Source organism: Pseudomonas sp. IzPS59, assembly GCF_014863505.1.
Taxonomy (GTDB): domain Bacteria; phylum Pseudomonadota; class Gammaproteobacteria; order Pseudomonadales; family Pseudomonadaceae; genus Aquipseudomonas; species Aquipseudomonas kribbensis.
This window is the reverse complement of sequence record NZ_CP062251.1, coordinates 5,578,771-5,596,092: the sequence shown is the minus strand read 5'-3', so window position 1 is coordinate 5,596,092 and position 17,322 is coordinate 5,578,771. Positions and strand designations below refer to the sequence as shown.

Genomic DNA, 17,322 nt, shown 5'->3' with positions numbered 1-17,322 from the left:
CGGGCAAGCCCGCTCCCACAGGGATGGTGATTACTTGTTGAGCAGAGTCAGACGCTCACGCACCGCCGCTTCGATCCCGGCCTCGTCCAGCCCACACTCGGCCAGCATCTGCGCCGGTTTGGCGTGTTCGACGTAAATGTCCGGCAAGCCCAGGTGCAGCACCGACTTGAGAATGTTTTCGCGGGCGAGGAATTCGCTGACTGCGCCACCGGCACCGCCCATGATCGCGTTCTCTTCGATGGTCACCAGCAGCTCATGGCTGTTGGCAATTTCGCGCACCAGCGCTTCGTCCATCGGTTTGACGAAACGCATGTCGACCACGGTGGCGTCCAGGGTTTCGGCGACGTTCAGCGCTTCGGCCAGTTGCGCGCCGAACACCAGCAGGGCGACCTTGCTGCCCTGACGACGAACCACACCCTTGCCGATCTCGATCGGTTCGAGGTCTTTCTCGATGGTCGCGTTCGGGCCGGTTCCGCGCGGGTAACGCACCGCCGCCGGGCCGTTGTACAGGTGACCGGTAGTGAGCATCTTGCGCAGTTCATTTTCATCGCTCGGGGTCATGATCACCATGCCCGGGATGCAGCGCAGGAACGACAGGTCAAAACTGCCCGCGTGGGTCGGGCCGTCTTCGCCCACCAGACCGGCGCGGTCGATGGCGAACAGCACATCGAGGTTCTGCACCGCGACGTCATGCACCAACTGGTCGTAACCGCGTTGCAGGAATGTCGAGTAGATCGCCACCACCGGTTTCGCGCCTTCGCAGGCCATGCCGGCCGCGAGGGTCACGGCGTGCTGCTCGGCAATCGCCACGTCGAAGTAACGCAGCGGGAAACGTTCGCTGAACGCCACCAGATCCGAGCCTTCCTTCATCGCCGGGGTGATGCCCACCAGGCGCGGGTCGGCAGCGGCCATGTCGCACAGCCATTCACCGAACACGCCGGAATACTTCGGCCCGCCGGCCTTTTTCGGCGCAGCGGCCGGGGCGTCCAGCGGCTCGAGTTTGGTGATGGCGTGGTAACCGATCGGATCGACTTCCGCCGGGGCGAAGCCTTTGCCTTTCTTGGTGACGATGTGCAGGAACTGCGGACCTTTCAGATCGCGCATGTTGCGCAGGGTGGCGATCAGGGTCGGCAGGTCATGGCCGTCGATCGGGCCGATGTAGTTCCAGCCCAGTTCTTCGAACAGGGTGCCGGGAACCAGCATGCCTTTTGCGTATTCTTCGGTGCGACGGGCGATTTCCCAGGCGCCGGGCAGGCGCGACAGGACTTTCTTGCTGCCTTCGCGCATGCTCGCGTAGGTGCGGCTGGAAAGAATCTTCGCGAGGTAGTTCGACAGACCGCCGACGTTGCGCGAGATCGACATGTCGTTGTCGTTGAGGATCACCAGCATGTTGGCGTCCACTTCCGGCGCGTGGTTCAGCGCCTCGAAGGCCATGCCGGCGGTCAGTGCGCCGTCACCGATCACGGCAATCGCCTTGCGATCGCTGTTCTGCAGACGGGCGGCGATGGCCATGCCCAGTGCGGCACTGATCGAAGTGCTGGAGTGGCCGACGCCAAAGGTGTCGTACTCGCTCTCGGAGCGGCGCGGGAAAGCGGCGATGCCGTCCTTCTGGCGCAGGGTTTCCATGCGCTCGCGGCGACCGGTGAGGATCTTGTGCGGATAGGCCTGATGACCAACGTCCCACACCAGCCGGTCGTCCGGGGTGTCGAAGACGTAATGCAACGCGATGGTCAGCTCGATGACGCCCAGGCCGGCACCGAAATGCCCACCGGTCTGGCCGACCGTGTAGAGCAATTCCAGGCGCAACTCATCAGCCAGGGTTTCCAGCTCGGCTTCGCCTAACCGGCGCAGGCCGTCCGGCGTGTTCGCGCGGTCGAGCAGGGGCGTGGTCGGGCGCTTGCGGGGAATCTCATGGAACGTCGTGGGCATCAGGCGAATCGTTATAGGTATAAAAGATGCGGCAGTTTACCTGATGCATCGTCCCCTGCCCACGCGTTGGTCTTTTTTGGCTGATTAGCCTTTAGTTGCGCCGGTCGACGATATACCGGGCCAGATCGCGCAACGGCTCGGCAGCCGCGTCAAACGGTCGCAGCGCGTGCAGGGCCTGATCGCGCAGTTCCAGGGCATAGGCCTTGGCGGCGTCGAGGCCAAGCAGGGCCGGGTAGGTCGGCTTGTCGCGGGCAATGTCCGCGCCCTGGCGTTTGCCGAGGGTTTCGGTATCGCTTTCGACGTCGAGGATGTCGTCCTGCACCTGGAATGCCAGGCCGATGGCCTGTGCATAACTTTGCAGGGCCTTGAGTTCATCCTTCTCGGCGCGGCCGCTGGCCAGGGCGCCGAGCTTGACGCTGACTTCGATCAGGGCGCCGGTCTTGTGCCGGTGCATCTGTTCGAGGGCTTTTTGATCGAGCTTGAGGCCGACCGAGCCGAGGTCGATGGCCTGGCCGCCGACCATGCCGGCCGGGCCTGCCGCGTGCGCCAGTGCTGTGACTTGCTGCAGGCGGATATCCGCGCTCAGGTCGCTCAGACGCGGGTCGAGCAGGGCGCTGAACGCCAGGCTTTGCAAACCGTCGCCGGCGAGGATCGCGCAGGCTTCATCGAATTTCTTGTGGGTGGTCGGCTGGCCGCGACGCAGATCGTCGTCGTCCATCGCCGGCAAATCGTCGTGTACCAGCGAGTAGGCGTGGATCAGCTCCACTGCACTCGCTGCGCCGTTGGCCTGCTCGGCCTTGCCGCCGAGGGCTTCGCACGCGGCGTAAGCCAGCAGCGGACGCACGCGTTTGCCGCCGTTCATCACGCTGTAGCGCATGGCTTCGTAAAGCCGCGCCAGTTCCGGCAGCGGTGCGTTGAACAGGGTTTCCAGTGCCGCATTGACCCGCGCCTGGCTGGTCGCCGAATACGCCGCGATCATTCTGGCTGGTCCGCGTCGAAGGGTTCCTCGGCCAGCTCGCCATCGCGCTCCAGCAACACCTGGACCTTCTGCTCGGCCTGGGCCAGCGCTGCCTGGCAGTCACGGGTCAGACCGATGCCCTGCTCGAAAGCGGTCAGCGAGTCTTCCAGCGACAATTCACCGTTCTCCAGACGCTCGACCAGCGTTTGCAGGTCAGCGAGGGACTGTTCGAAATCCAGTGCAGCTTTTTTGCGGGCCATGGCGGCTAATTCCGGTTGACGTTAAACCGGCGCGACACTAGCAGATAGGGGGTTTATGGGCAAATGAGCGGGCCGAAGGACAAGGGTGTCAGTCGGTCGATTCGTCCGGATATTGAATCTGATACCGAGTGCTGCGTCCGCCGCCCGGAAGACGTTGCAGGCAGCCCTTTTCCAGCAATTCCGCCAGATGTCGGGTCGCGGTGGCTTTGGAGACCTTGGCCACACTCTGGTATTGCGCCGCACTGATGCCGTGCTCGAAACCGCGCTCACCACCGTCGAGCAAACGATTGAGCACTTTGATCTGCTCCGCCGACAGCCCGGATTCACGGTGCGCCTGCCAGAAGCGTGATTTTCCCAACACACTTTCAATCCGCGCGATGGCCTGTTGCAGACTGCGCAGCAAGGTTTGCAGGAACCAAGTGAGCCAGTCGGTAATGTCCAGCGTGGCTTTCTGGCTCGATTCGAGAATCCGGTAATAGCCAGCGCGATCTTCGAGTATGCTGGCCGACATCGCATAAAAACGAATCGCCTGCGCTTCGCCCTGTGCCAGTGCCAGATCGGTAAGGGTGCGAGTCAGGCGCCCATTGCCGTCGTCGAATGGATGCAAGGTGACGAACCAGAAATGTGCGATGCCTGCTCGCAGCAAAGGATCGAGGCCTGCCTGACGCCGACTGGCGTCGAACCACTTGAGAAAACTGTCGAGTTGCCGCTCGAGGCCCTGTCGCGGTGGCGCCTCGAAGTGCACGGTCGGACGGTCGATTCGCCCGGAAACCACCTGCATCGGCTCATCGCCGCGTAATACGCCGACATTGATTGATCGCGAAAGGAAACCACTCTCCTGTTCTGGAAACAGCCATGAATGCCATTCCTGCAATCGTTCCAGTGTCAGCGGTTCGGCAAAGCGTTGAGTGGCATCGAGCATCAGTTGCGCGAGCCCTTCGCTGCGCTTGCTGACGTTGTCGCCATCAGGCGATTCCAGCCCCAGGCGTCGTGCCAGTGAAGAACGCACGGATTCAACATTCAATTGTTCCCCCTCGATGGCCGAGGAGGTCACGATGTTCTGCAGCAACGCGTCCAGCTCAGTCTGAGCGCTCAGTGAATTGCCCACTGATCCTGCCATGCCCATCAATTGTCCCTGCGCCTGAACGCATTCGCGCAACAGCGCAACGAGACGCTCTGCCTGCCAGTTGAAGTCGGGCCAGTCGGGCTGCTGCCAGATCCAGTGAGTTGCCATGAAATGCCGTTCCTGAGTGCGTGAGCCGAATAGAAACGCTATTCGGCTCATTTTGTGAGCCGAATATGACGCCTATTCGGCTCATCGTCCACCCGAGGGCGTGATTCCCACCGCATTTCAAGATGTATCCGATTGTTAAAAAACTGCCGAATCGCTAACCTTCGCGCCTTCTACGACCCGACAGTCACGGGTCTTTCAGACGAAACGCAGTTTTCACCGCTGTGAAGTACCGAGGATCGGGTGCAAGGTTTCGTTCAGGCATGGCAGGAGGCATTACATGCGTTCACTTCTTTTGCTGCTGATCGGCCTGGCCTGCGCGCCGGCGCTGTGGGCCGCGCCGACTGCCGAGATGTCGGAACCGGTGGGCGGCTGGCGCTATAACGGTTTGCTCGATCGCAGTGAAAACCCGCAAGTCGCCTACCCCACGCCGTCCATCGATCGCGGTATCCAGCGCAATCGCACGATGATTCAGGGCCAGCTCAAGGCCATTGGCAATCAGCGCGGGCCGCACACCCTGGCGGTCAACGGCAATCCTTTGAACCTGTACACCGACGACGATGGGCGTTTCGCCCGTCCTTATGCGTTCGGCGCCGGCTCCAACAGCGTCGAAGTGCGCAGTGCCGAAGGCCAGTCGCTCAAGCGCGTGCAGTTCTACGAAGCGAACAACCTGCGCACACCGGCGCGGATTCGTGTGGTGCTCGGCTGGGACGATCCCAAGGCCGAACTCGACCTGCACATCATTACCCCGGACGGCCAGCATGCGTTTTTCGCCCACACGGCGTTGACCAACGGCGGCGGTCTGGACCCGGACGGCGTCGACGGCCCCGGTCCGGAAATGTTCACCATGACCGCGCCGCTGCATGGCACCTATCTGGTTTACGTCAACTATTGGGGCAACTTCGGCGACGGCGGCTATAACTTCGAGGAGGCCAGCAACCAGAACGAGGTCATCACCTCGCAGATCACGCTGGTGCTCAACGAAAACACCGTCGACGAAAAACGCGAAACGTTCATCGTGCCCCTGCGGGCCATCGGTGATCTGCTGCTGGTCAAGACTTTCAACTATTAAGCATCCCGCACCACGGATGAACTGCCGAGCTTTGGGAACATGAGCGAGAAGATGAGCGAAAACACTGAGACCCCGGCGACCGCCGCACCCACCGCCAAACCTTTCCGGCGCTGGCCGTTGCTGGTGGCCGGGCTGTGCCTGGTGGCCGGCGTGGCGGGCGGGCTCGGCTGGCTGATGCACAAGCCCAAGCTGCCGGCGGCGGCACTGGCCAGCGACAAGCTCGGCCTGAGCCGTCCGGACGCGCTGCTGGAAACCCGCTCCCTGAGCCAGTTGCCCAAGGACCTGCTGACGGTGCCGTTCCTCAAGGCCACGCTCACCGAGGATTTCGTCTTCTATTACGAAACCCACGCTGACCGCCTCGGGCTGATCGGCAGTCTGCGACGGATCATCTACGAGCATGACCTGAAACTGCAGGACAGCCTGATCGAGCAACTCTTCGATCAACCGGCAGACGTGGCGCTGTGGCGCGGCGCTGATGGTCGCCTGAAGGATTTCCTGCTGGTGATGGATCGCGGCGGGCTGGCCAAGCTGCTGGAGCCGCTGGCGAAAGTGGCGCTGGATGACTCGCAACTGAGCGTGTTCAGCACCCTGAAAGTCGGTGGCGATGATGTGCCGCTGTATCAACTGACCTACAACGCCAGCAAATCCCTGTTGTTCGCTTCCCGTGGCGACAAGCTGGTGGTGCTGTCGAATCCGGCCAAGTTCTACGACCCGGAAAGTGGCGCTTCCGAAGAGTCCGGCCATGTTTCGCCGCAGGCTTTGGCGGCGCTGCTCAATGGCGAAAAACTGTTCCCCGAAGCGTTCGGCCTGCCGGTCAAGACGCCTGAAACCAGGCAACGTCTGTCGGTCAATTCCAGCGTCCTGGCCATGGGTTACCAGCGCTTCATCCCGAACTTCGCCGGCCTGCGTTTCGACATGGACGACAAGGGCTGGCACAGCTTCCTGGCCATGGATGAGCTGGACAACCAGCCGGACTTCGATTTCAAACCGGTCTGGCAGGCCATGCCGCTGGGCGCCAGTGCCTGCGTGACCTTGCCGGTGGCGGCCGAGCCGCAGAAACCGTTGCTGGTGAAACTCGGCGCCGAAGAAGCGGTAGCGCAAAAACTCACCGAGCACGTGGCCGGCGCGGCAGGCCTGTGCTGGTACGCCGATTCGCGGCTGTACACACCGTTGCTGGTGGCCAGTCTGAAGGACGAGGACAGCGGCAAGCTCGACGCTGATATCGGCACGCTGTTCGATTCGATGGTCGGCGCCTACGAAAGCAAGGTCGACGACCATGCGTTCCCGGTGGTCGAGAAGCAGGAAGGCCAGAGCCACCTCTGGCAGCGTCAGGTCAGCTCCAACTTCGGCCCGTACGCGGCCAAGGATGCCGAGAACCCGGACGCGATCACCGGCCGTGCCTTCATGAAAGTCAGCCTCGCGCGTCACGGTTCGACGCTGCTGTTTTCCCTCGACGACAAACTGGTCGACAAGGCCCTCGGTACCCTCGACAAACGCTTCCCGCCGATGGCCGATGTGTTGCCCAAAGACGTGCTGATGCCGATCTACTTCGGCCCGGACTCCATGGCGCAACTGATGCAGCAGGAAACCCTCGACAGCCTGCCCCAGGATATGGAGCCGGTGTTCTACAACGCCGCGCAAACCTACCTGATCCCGAAACTGCGCACCCTCGGCGGCATGGGCAAATACGCCCTGACCTTGCCGGAAGGCAGTGAGCCCGACGGCCACTGGCAATGGCTGCCGCTGGAGTGGAAAGCGCTGTGACGGCATTGATCCGCAGCCTCGGCCTGCTCGCGCTGTTACTGAGCGCGGGTGCCCGAGCGGTCGAAGCGCCGGCCCTCGATCCTGCGCAATCCCAGGTCTTTCGTGCCTGGTTCGTGCGCATCGCTCAGGAGCAGTTGAGCAAAGGCCCGAGCCCGCGCTGGTATCAGCAGGACTGCGCCGGACTGGTGCGGTTTGCCGCCAACGAAGCGCTGAAAGTCCATGACGACAAATGGCTGCGCAGCAATGGCGTGTCCAACCGCTACCTGCCGCCGGAGCTGGCGTTGAGCGACGAGCAACGCAAGTTCGCCCAGCAATGGCAGCAGGGCGGCGGCAAGGTCGGGCCCTACGTCAATGCGATCAAACTGATTCAGTTCAACAGCCATCTGATCGGCCGCGACGTGTCCCAGGCACGGCCCGGCGATCTGATGTTTTTCGATCAGGGCGACGACCAGCACCTGATGATCTGGATGGGCCGCTACATCGCCTATCACACCGGCACGACCACCCCAACCGACAACGGCATGCGTTCGGCAAGCCTGCAGCAACTCATGACATGGAAGGACACCCGATGGATACCCGACGCAGCCAACCCCAACTTCATCGGCGTCTATCGACTGAACTTTCTCTCCCAATGACCGGTGCCCGCATGCTGCGTTTACTGCCTTTTCTGTTGCTGTTAGCCCTGCCGTTTTCGGCGGTGAATGCCGAAGACTCCGTCGAGCCGAGCGGCTACACGCCGGTCTCCGGTGAAAGCTTTTTCCTGCTGGCCGACAGCAGTTTTGCCAGCGACGAACAGGCGGTGGTGCGCCTCGAAGCGCCGGGCCGTGACTACCGCCGTTTCCGCATGGAACCGTACGGCGGCGCCGACATCCGCGTGTACAAGATCGACAAGCCGCTGGACTTCCTCAAGCGCCAGAAGAACCTGCACCGCGTAGTCAGCGACGGCCAGTTCAAGGGCGAAGGCCTGTCGAACACCCTCGCGTATCTGTGGGACAACTGGTACCGCAAATCCCGTCGGGTAATGCAGCGTGCGTTCTCCTACGAATCGCGCCAGCAAGTCACCGAGGAAGTGCCGGAACTGAAGATGGGCAACGCCATCGCCGCGCCGACGCCGTACGACGCGCAGCCGCAATTTGCCTTGATTCCGGGCCTGCCGGTGGTCAGTCAGTTCCGTTATCCGCTGTGGCAGGCCAAGCCGATCCAGCCGCCGGCCGGGGTCAATCTGGCCGGGTCGTCCAGCGAATTCGTCAGCGTTGCGCCGGGTAACGTGTACATCCCGTTGGGCAACCTGAAACCGGGCCTGTATTTGGTCGAAGCGCTGATCGGCAAGTACCGCGCGACCACCATGGTTTTCGTTTCCAACACCGTCGCGGTGAGCAAGATTGCCGGTGATGAATTGCTGGTGTGGGCCGCGCGCAAACACGAAGGCAGCTCGGTGCCGAAGGTCAATGTGCTGTGGACCGACGGCCTCGGCGTAATGAGCAGCGGTGCTACCGATACTGATGGTCTGCTGCGCCTGAAACACGTCAGCCCGGAGCGTTCCTTCGTCATCGGCGAGGACGAAGAGGGCGGCGTATTTGTCTCGGAAAACTTCTATTACGACAGCGAAATCTACGACACCAAACTCTATGCCTTCACCGACCGGCCGCTGTATCGCCCGGGCGATTGGGTGTCGCTGAAAATCGTCGGCCGTGAATTCAAGAACGCCCGGGATTCGGTGTTGCCGGGTGCGGCGGACGTCAATGTCAGTGTGCTCGATGCTACCGGCACCGAGTTGCAGCGTCTCGATCTGAAGCTGGATTCCAAGGCTGGCACCCAGGGCCGTTTCCAGTTGCCGGACAACGCGGTGGCCGGTGGTTATGAGCTGCGTTTCAACTACAAGGATCAGGCCTACAGCAGCGCGTTCCGGGTAGCCGAGTACATCAAACCGCACTTCGAAATCTCGCTGAACCTGGCCAAGCAGGATTACCGCACTGGCGATCCGGTGAAGGGCAGCCTGGTGCTGCTGTACCCGGACGGCAAGCCGGTGGCCAACGCCAAACTGACCCTGAGCCTGCGCGCCCAGCAATTGTCGATGGTCGACAACGAACTGCAATACCTCGGGCAATTCCCGGTGGAACTGACCAGCACCGAACTGACCACCGACAGCAAAGGCAATGCGTCCCTCGACCTGCCGGCCGCCGACAAGCCGAGCCGCTACATGCTCACCGTGTTCGCCAGCGATGGCGCGGCGTATCGGGTCAAGACCACCAAGGAAATCCTCATCGACCGTGGCGCCGCCAGCTTCCGCCTGACCGCGCCGCAGCGCTTCAGCGCGGTCGGTGACAAGGTCGCGTTCAGCTACGCCAACGAGGGCGGCAGCGAACAGGCGCAGGCCGTGGTGCCGAGCGGCTACAGCTGGGTGCGTCTGGAAGACCAGACCACCGGCGAAGGCAAACTGGCGGCGAAAGACAAAGGCTTCAGCGTGACGTTCGATCGTCCGGGGACCTACAACCTGTCGCTGAAGGATCAGTTCGGCCGGGTGCTCGGTGGCACCGGTCATTCGGTCACCGGCGACGGCGTCAAGGCTGTGCCGGGCACCGTGGAAATCGTCCTCGACAAGCCGGAGTACAAGGCCGGTGACGAAGCACTGGCGTTGATCACCTTCCCGGAGCCGGTCAGCGATGCACTGCTGTCGCTGGAGCGCGACAAGGTCGAAGCTACCGCGCTGCTGGCCAAGGGCGGCGACTGGCTGAAACTGGAAAAACTCAGCGACACCCAATACCGCGCACGCATCCCGGTGAAAGACAACTTCGCGCCGAACCTGACGTTCTCGGTGCTGTACACCAAGGGCGGTCAGTACAGCTTCCAGAACGCCGGGATCAAGGTCGTCGCGCCGCAGATCGACGTGGCGATCAAGACTGACAAAGAGACGTATCAGCCGGGCGATACCGTGACAGTCGACCTGACCACGCAGTTCGCCGGCAAGGCTGTGCCGGCGCACCTGACGGTCAGCGTGGTCGACGAAATGGTCTACGCGCTGCAACCGGAAGTCGCGCCGACCATCGACCAGTTCTTCTATCACCCGCGCCGCAACAACGTGCGCACCAGCGCCAGCCTGTCGTTCATCAGCTACGACGTGGCACTGCCGGGCAGCCCCGGTGCACCGGGCAAGGCCAATCGCAGCGAGCGTGGGGTGAAAGTGCTGGAGCGGCCGCGCCGCGAAGACGTCGATACCGCTGCGTGGCAGCCAGAGTTGCTGACCGACGCCGACGGCAAGACTCGCTTCACTTTCAAGATGCCGGACTCGCTGACCCGCTGGCGCATCACCGCGCGGGCGATTGCCGATGACGGTCAGGTCGGGCAGAAGAAGCAGTTCGTGCGCTCGGAAAAACCGCTGTACCTGAAGTGGAGCGGCCCGAGCAAATTCCGCAATGGCGATCAGCCGCAACTCGGCGTGTTCGCCTTCAGCCAGGCCGAGAAACCGGTCAAGGCTGAACTGGTGACCCACTACGCCGGCGCCGAACAGCGCCTGCCGGTGACCCTCAACAACGGCATCAACTACCTGCCGCTGCCGGCCTTCGCCTTGGCCTCCGGCGAATGGACCGCCGAGCTGGTGCAGGACGGCAAGACCGCCGACGCCCTCGCGGTGCGCCTGACCGCGACCGGCGAAGGCTGGCAAGTGACGCAGACCCAGAGCATTGAGGTAGCCAGCGGCGACACGCCGTTGAGCCTGCCGGCGGACGCCACCGACATTCGCCTGCGTCTGGATGACAGCCCGCAAGCGCTGTTCCGTTCGGCCCTCGACGATCTGCTCAGCTATCCGTACGGCGGCGTCGAGCAGACCGCCAGTCGCTTGCTGCCGCTGAGCATCGCTTATCCGTCGCTGGCGTCGAGCCCGCAGATCCGCGATCGCTTGCGCCTGATCATGCAGAACAGCCGTCTGCGGCTGGTGCAAATGGCCGGGCCGTCGGCGAGCTTCACCTGGTGGGGCTTCGACGGCGAGCCCGATGCGTTCCTCACAGCTTACGCCTACTACGCCGACTGGAACGCCAGTCAGGTGCTGGAACTGACCCTGCCGCCGGAGCACTGGCAGCGGGTACTGGAGGTCTATGCCAAGCAGGCGCCGAATACGCCATTGCTGCAACGGGCGCTGATCCTGTCGTTCGCCAAACAGATGCATCTGCCGGTCAACACGCTGCTCAGCGGCTTGATGGACGATCTGGCCAAGGCCGGGGAAGGCAATGCCGCGAACCTGATGGACGACGGTGAAGACAGCCTGGTGATGAGCGATCCGGATTCGGCACTCGGTCTGGCGGCGGCGCGGGTCTTGACCGCCTCGCTGGCGACCCAGTCGAAAGTCGCTTTGCCCGACGCGTTCAATCGTCAGATGGGCGCTGCGCAACAGCGTTTGGCCGTCAGCTCTCAACCGTTTGTCGAAGCATTGAACCTGTCGCTGCAACCGTTCGATCAGGCTCGTGCGACAGCGCTGCTGCAACGCCTGTTGCCACAGCAATCGACCCTCGAACGTGCGCTGGCGCTGAGCTGGCTGCAACGCAGCATTGCCCAGGCGTCGCCGACCATCGCGCTGGCGCCGGGCGAAGGCTGGAAGAAAAACTACGGCGCGACCGGCGAGATGTACTGGACGTGGCAAGGTGCGGCGCCGGTGCCGAGCGTGTTGTCGGTGTCGGGCACTCAGGAGCGTCCGTTACGTGCCGCGCTGAGTTACCAGACCCAGCAGCCGGCGGTCGATCCGATGGCCGTGACCATCACTCGTCGCCTGTCGCGTCTGGTGCCGGGTGACGAAGCCTTCACCTTCAAACTGGAGCCGGTCGGCACCAAACCGCTGTCCAGCGACAGCCTGTACCTGGACGAAGTGATCCTCACCAGCAAGGCACCGAAACCGCTGCGCTACGGCATGCTCGAAGTGCCGCTGCCACCGGGCGCCGATGTCGAGCGCACCACGTGGGGCATCAAGTTGCAGGGCAGGGACGGCACCGAGCCGACCGCGCTGGAGAAAGCGCGTTTCGAACCGGGCCAACTGGCCTACGCGGTGCCGGTGGATGCGCTGAGCGGTGAATTGCGTCTGCGGCATCTGGTGCGCTTCTCGCAGAAAGGCCAGTTCAACCTGCCGCCGGTGCGTTTCACTCAGGTCTACGCGCCGCAGCATCAGGCCCAGGAAGCGAAAGCCGCCCTCGGTCAGGTCACGGTCAACTGACATGAACCGGCCGCTGCTGTGGCTGATGCTGTGTCTGATTCCTGCGCTGGCGACGGCGCAGGATGAACCGCTGCGCGTGGCCTACAAAGGCGAGTTGCTGTCGCTGAACACCACGCAACTGACCGCTCGCGAGCCGTTGCCGTCATCGCTGGATACGCCGCTGGGCAGTCTGTGGAAAGTGTTTGTCTACGCCTGGCTGGTGGATACCGGTGCGCGGGAATCGGCGTATGAATGTCGCGGACAGTCGAAGGAAGAAGTCTATTGCTGCGCCGCGGGCGGGAAGATCGAGCGTGATCAGGCGCTGGTGAAATCCTGCGGGTTGTATTTCGAACCGGCGCGGTTGGGCATAACCGCTGGCGACTGGAAAACCTATTGGCAGGCGCGACAGGCGCCGTCGTGGTTGCTGGACCTGCCATCGGTTCAACCGGCTACCCGGGTGTCCGTGGCGGACTTGCTGAAGGTTTTGTCCTGGTTGCCGGCTCAGGATCAGATGCGTCGTGTGCTGCTCGACGTGGTGCTGAACGCGGCGGACGGCAATGTCGTCGGTGAACTCGGCGGACGTTTGCGGGTGAAAACCTGGAGCTGGCTCGGCGATCAGGATCCGCAATCACGTCAGGGCGGTTTCGCTGGCTGGACGGCGGATGGCTCGCCGATCTGGGCCGGTGGCCGGGGCACCAGTCAGATGGTGCTGCGGCATTACGGTTCGGCGTTGGCGACGGTTTTGCCTGCTTCCTGGCCGGCGGACGCGGGGCGATGTGTCGAGGTCGGTCTGTTTTCGCGTTATCCCGTTACCCGGGTTCTGGCCGGTGATCGGGTGGCGGGTTCCGGCCCGTTGCAGGGTGATTACCGCGTCGAATTCGCCAACGGCAATGCGCTGGATATCCACAGCGACGGGGAACTGTTTCTGCTCAACGACAAGCTTGTGGCGCGGCTGGATCGTGAAGAGTACGTCGCTCGAGTTCTTGAGCGTGAAGCCAAACCGGAACCTGCCGAAGCGGCTAAAGCATTGGCCGTGGCGATCCGCACGTATCTGCTGCAAAACGCCACGCGCAACGGCGAATGCCTGAGCATCGACGACAGCAGCACCCGCCAGCGCGTCGCCCCTCGTCCTGCTTCCGCCGAATCGCGCAACATCGCCGCGTGGACGGCGGATCTGGTGTTGGCCGGGAGCACTGTCACCTATCACTCCGATCAACCCGGCCCCGACAAGCTGGCCTGGCAACAAGCCGTCGAACAAGCCAACGCCGGCCAGCGCTACGACGCGATTCTGCTGCACGCCTATCCGCGCGCCAGCCTTAGCCGTTGGGACAACCCGGTGGCATCCTGCGAAGCGCTGCCCGCCGCGCAAGACTGGCTGCAAAAACAACGGCGCGGCTGGCGTCCAAGGCTGGAAAGCGAAACCGGCTACAACGAAGTCAGCACTTTCGCCGTCTGCAAGCTCGCGTTCGGCCGTCCCTTCGTCGACCGCGAACGCCAGCGCATCTACGTGCGCGGCGTGCTGTCGTTGCAGGACCGCCTCGACCTGACTCACGAATACCTGCACCTGGCCTTTGAAGCACACCCCAACGGCCAGGATGAAACCTATATCGAAGGGCTCGCCCGTCACCTTTTGCTGGAATAGACCATGACACTCCGTTATCCACAGGTCTTGCTGTTGCTCTGCGCCCTCAATGCATGGCCGATGGCGATGGCCGCCGACAGCGTCAAACTCGACACCCCGGTCGGCGGCTGGCGCAGCGGCGCACCCGAGGGCGAAGGCGAAAATTTCCGCCAGACCGTCAACTACCCGGCTTCCTCGGTGAACACCCCGGTCGGCCAGGCCAACACCGCCCGTATCAGCGGTGAAATCAAGGCCACACCGAAAAGCAAAGAGCCCGGCCGGCTGATCGTCAATGGCGTCAGCATGCCGCTGAAAATCGACGACAGCGGCCGCTTCGACCGCCCGTTCTCCTTCCCCAAAGGCAGCAACAGCGTCGAAGTCCGCAGCCCCGACGGCCAGCAACGCCACCGCACCCAATTCCTCAACGCCAACGGCGGCGCCACTCCGGCCAAACTGCGCGTGCTGCTGTCCTGGGACAGCGACGGCACCGACCTCGACCTGCACCTGATCACACCTGACGGCGCACACATCTGGTACGGCGACCGCGTCGCCCCCAACGGCGCCGCGCTGGACGTCGACGTGACCACCGGTTACGGCCCGGAAATCTTCGCCATGCCGGCGCCGATCAAGGGGCAGTATTTGGTGTATGTGAACTACTTCGGCGGTGGGTATCGCGGGGATGACGAGGGCGGGGAAGAAGCGGTACAGCCGCTGACTACCGCGCAGGTGACGGTGATTACCGAGGAGGGGACGCCTAGCGAGAAGATGGAGACGTTCGTGGTGCCGATGCGGGCGGTGGGGGAGTTGACGTTGGTGAAGTCGTTCAGCTATCCGTGAGTCAATCGGGGAAAACGCCGCACAGTGCATTGCCTTCATATCCGTGAACGATGGGTCCCAGCACCATGAGTGGACCACAAGCGTATAGCGGAGATGGCACTTTTTGCTCGGTGTCGAGCAGAACGACTTCGTTTCCGAACTCGTCCTTGCCGAAGGATTGCTCGGAGTACGACGTGCACACTGGCAGCTTCAACGGCACCGGAACTACCAGCGCCCAGACAGTAATTCCGCACCATTCTCGGGCGGGTGTCGATTTTGCTGTTCTGGTGATCTGTGGGGGATTCGAGCGGTAGCTTTGTGCTCTGTAGGCGTCGGTTTTGAGTGTGGTTTTTTCAGGGAGGGAAACGCCTACTCCCACGCATGCTGTCAGGTTGAGACATATAGTCGAAACCAGTCCGACGTATTTCAGGCGTGAACTCAGGGCAAATAGGAGCAATCTGGAACGTCCTTGTAGTGCTTTAAGCTTCGTAATTGCCAAGAGCTTTTTTGCTGAACAATTGTGCAAGTAGCGCCTGCCCAATTTGTGTGTTGATCAGCAATTGGCTGAACGGCTCTCGAAAACCACTTTCCGACAGGCATTAAAAAGCCGGCTTGTGGCCGGCTTCTCGGGGACTGGCTTGGTTTATTTTTGGTAAACCGCGCCAGCCTTCAAAACGTACACCCGGATCTTGCGTCCGGCTGTGGGACTTGGTCAGACAGTGGTCTGCCGCGTCAGGCGTCATCTGGGCCGCTTGGCGGGTCGATGCGCGAATGTGGGGCGCAGGATACTGAGTTTTGCTTCTGATTCCCAGCTTGAAGTGCGGTTTAGAGCGATCAAACTGGAGAAAATCCGGGATTTGTACCGACTTTCAGGGCCTCATCGCCAGCAGGCTGGCTCCCACCACACCGGGTGACTCAGAGAAACGGCACCACCGGCCGCCGCTTGCCCAGGGTCGACCACCAGAACACCCACCCCAGCACATGAATCCTCTGCTCTTCGATCTGCGCGGCGCGGAAGATTTCGTCCGGGTATTCGGCGCTGTTGTGGCTGCGCAGGCGCAGGGCGTTGCCGGGCATGCGGTGCAGGTATTTGATGCGCAGCATGCCGTCGTGTTCGATGGCGTAGATTTCGCCGTCCACCACCTGGGTGAGGCCGCGGTCGATGGCGAGGGTGGAACCGTCTTCGATCTTCTCGGCCATGCTGTTGCCGATCATGTGGGTGCAGATGGCGTCGGTGTGGCGGATTTCCAGGGCTTCGAGGTGGCTGCGGGGCAGGCGGATGGTTTGCTCCGGATCCTTGATGACGTGGGTCTTGTCGGAGCCAGGGGCAGTCGGGGCTTCCTTGTAGAGCGGCAGCTCGATGTCGCTGGGTTCGAGCACCGTATAGACGCCCTGAATCGCCTGTGTATCCAGTGTGTCGCCGGCGGTGTACAGGTGCGGTGCTTCCTTCGGACCTTCGCCGGTCTTCAGCCACTGGCTGTTGACGGACAGCAGGCGTGCGACTTCTTCCATGCGGTACGCGGGCACGCCCCGGGTGTACCAGTTATGAACGTTTTGGGCTTCCGTGCCCCAGAACTTTGCGAATCCCGTGGTGGTGATGTTCGCAGCTTCCAGGAGTGCCTTGAATCTTGGACCGCTAGTGTTCTTTCTCATAAACACGAGTCTACGGCCGGCCTAGAGCGGTTTGAATAAACCTTGCGTTCAAAATCGAGGCAAATTTTGCGACGGGATGTAAGACGTACTTGTGGGAAATTACACACAGCAAAACTTTTCTGTAGGGCGCCATAAACAAGTCGTTTAAGACCCCGCCAGCCAGGCACAAAAAACCCCGGATCAACCGGGGTTTTTTTCAAGCGTGTCGCAGGTCGCGAGGCTTAGCCTTTGTAGGCAGCAACCGACTTGGTGATCGCGGCGCGGGCAGCGTCAGCGCCGTCCCAGCCTTCGATTTTCACCCATTTGCCTTTTTCGAGATCTTTGTAGTTCGCGAAGAAGTGCTCGATCTGCTGGATCAGCAGGGCTGGCAGGTCGGTGTATTCCTTAACGTCCACGTACAGCTGGGACAGCTTGTCGTGTGGGACTGCGATGACTTTGGCATCGCCGCCGCCGTCGTCGGTCATGTTCAGGATGCCGACCGGACGCGCGCGGATCACCGAACCTGGAGCAACCGGGTAAGGGGTTACAACCAGCACGTCCAGGGGATCACCGTCGTCAGCCAGGGTGTTCGGGATGTAACCGTAGTTGGCCGGGTAGAACATCGGGGTGGCCATGAAACGGTCAACGAACAGGCAATCGCTGTCTTTGTCGATTTCGTATTTGATCGGCGCGTGGTTGGCCGGGATCTCGATCGCGACGTAGATGTCGTTCGGCAGGTCTTTGCCAGCCGGAATCTTGCTGTAGCTCATTGGGCGTTGCCCCCGTTAGTAGACCAAAACACTTGGCCGGATTGACCAAAAAGTGGCGGCGATTATAGGCATATTCCACCCGCGATGCCATGC

At 62.1% G+C, this 17,322-nt stretch carries 12 protein-coding genes; 6 read left to right on the top strand and 6 right to left on the bottom strand.

What is annotated here, in order from left to right:
* Positions 1-30: 30 nt before the first annotated feature.
* The 4 genes from dxs to IF189_RS25075 all read right to left on the bottom strand — a co-directional run bounded on the left by dxs (position 31) and on the right by IF189_RS25075 (position 4,381).
* Positions 31-1,929, bottom strand: coding sequence for a 1-deoxy-D-xylulose-5-phosphate synthase (gene dxs / locus IF189_RS25090; protein WP_192552423.1), 1,899 nt, complete (start codon positions 1,927-1,929; stop codon positions 31-33).
* 91 nt (positions 1,930-2,020) lie between these two features.
* Positions 2,021-2,908, bottom strand: coding sequence for a (2E,6E)-farnesyl diphosphate synthase (gene ispA, locus IF189_RS25085; protein WP_096820759.1), 888 nt, complete (start codon positions 2,906-2,908; stop codon positions 2,021-2,023).
* On the bottom strand, positions 2,905-3,147 hold the full coding sequence (locus IF189_RS25080; RefSeq protein ID WP_007894317.1) for an exodeoxyribonuclease VII small subunit: 243 nt from the start codon (positions 3,145-3,147) through the stop codon (positions 2,905-2,907). The genes ispA and IF189_RS25080 overlap by 4 nt, the downstream gene beginning before the upstream one ends.
* An 88-nt stretch (positions 3,148-3,235) precedes the next feature.
* Positions 3,236-4,381 (bottom strand): Fic family protein, encoded by a 1,146-nt coding sequence (locus IF189_RS25075; protein ID WP_134828241.1) that lies wholly within the window; start codon positions 4,379-4,381, stop codon positions 3,236-3,238.
* Positions 4,382-4,658: 277 nt separating this feature from the next.
* Here IF189_RS25075 and IF189_RS25070 point away from each other — a divergent pair, with 277 nt between their 5' ends.
* From IF189_RS25070 to IF189_RS25045, 6 genes are read left to right on the top strand one after another with little or no spacing between them, the layout of a single operon-like run.
* A complete protein-coding gene (locus tag IF189_RS25070; protein WP_134828240.1) occupies positions 4,659-5,450 on the top strand; it encodes a YfaP family protein in 792 nt (263 codons plus the stop codon).
* Positions 5,451-5,501: 51 nt separating this feature from the next.
* Positions 5,502-7,214 carry a DUF2138 domain-containing protein gene (locus IF189_RS25065; protein ID WP_192552422.1) on the top strand — a complete coding sequence of 571 codons (1,713 nt, stop codon included), beginning with the start codon at positions 5,502-5,504 and terminating at the stop codon, positions 7,212-7,214.
* Entirely contained in the window at positions 7,184-7,849 is a 666-nt protein-coding gene (locus IF189_RS25060) for a DUF1175 domain-containing protein (protein WP_170931650.1), read from the top strand. The genes IF189_RS25065 and IF189_RS25060 overlap by 31 nt, the downstream gene beginning before the upstream one ends.
* Positions 7,846-12,411, top strand: a complete 4,566-nt coding sequence (locus IF189_RS25055) for an alpha-2-macroglobulin family protein (RefSeq protein ID WP_192552421.1) — start codon at positions 7,846-7,848, stop codon at positions 12,409-12,411. Before IF189_RS25060 ends, IF189_RS25055 begins: the two co-directional genes overlap by 4 nt.
* Before the next feature lies 1 nt (position 12,412).
* Complete coding sequence (locus IF189_RS25050) at positions 12,413-14,032, top strand: DUF2300 domain-containing protein (RefSeq protein WP_192552420.1); 1,620 nt, start codon at positions 12,413-12,415, stop codon at positions 14,030-14,032.
* A gap of 3 nt (positions 14,033-14,035) precedes the next feature.
* Positions 14,036-14,848 carry a YfaP family protein gene (locus tag IF189_RS25045; protein ID WP_192552419.1) on the top strand — a complete coding sequence of 271 codons (813 nt, stop codon included), beginning with the start codon at positions 14,036-14,038 and terminating at the stop codon, positions 14,846-14,848.
* A gap of 894 nt (positions 14,849-15,742) precedes the next feature.
* Here IF189_RS25045 and IF189_RS25040 read toward each other — a convergent pair.
* Positions 15,743-16,480, bottom strand: coding sequence for a helix-turn-helix transcriptional regulator (locus IF189_RS25040; protein ID WP_134828233.1), 738 nt, complete (start codon positions 16,478-16,480; stop codon positions 15,743-15,745).
* A gap of 221 nt (positions 16,481-16,701) precedes the next feature.
* On the bottom strand, positions 16,702-17,229 hold the full coding sequence (gene ppa / locus IF189_RS25035; protein ID WP_007933577.1) for an inorganic diphosphatase: 528 nt from the start codon (positions 17,227-17,229) through the stop codon (positions 16,702-16,704).
* Positions 17,230-17,322: the final 93 nt, after the last annotated feature.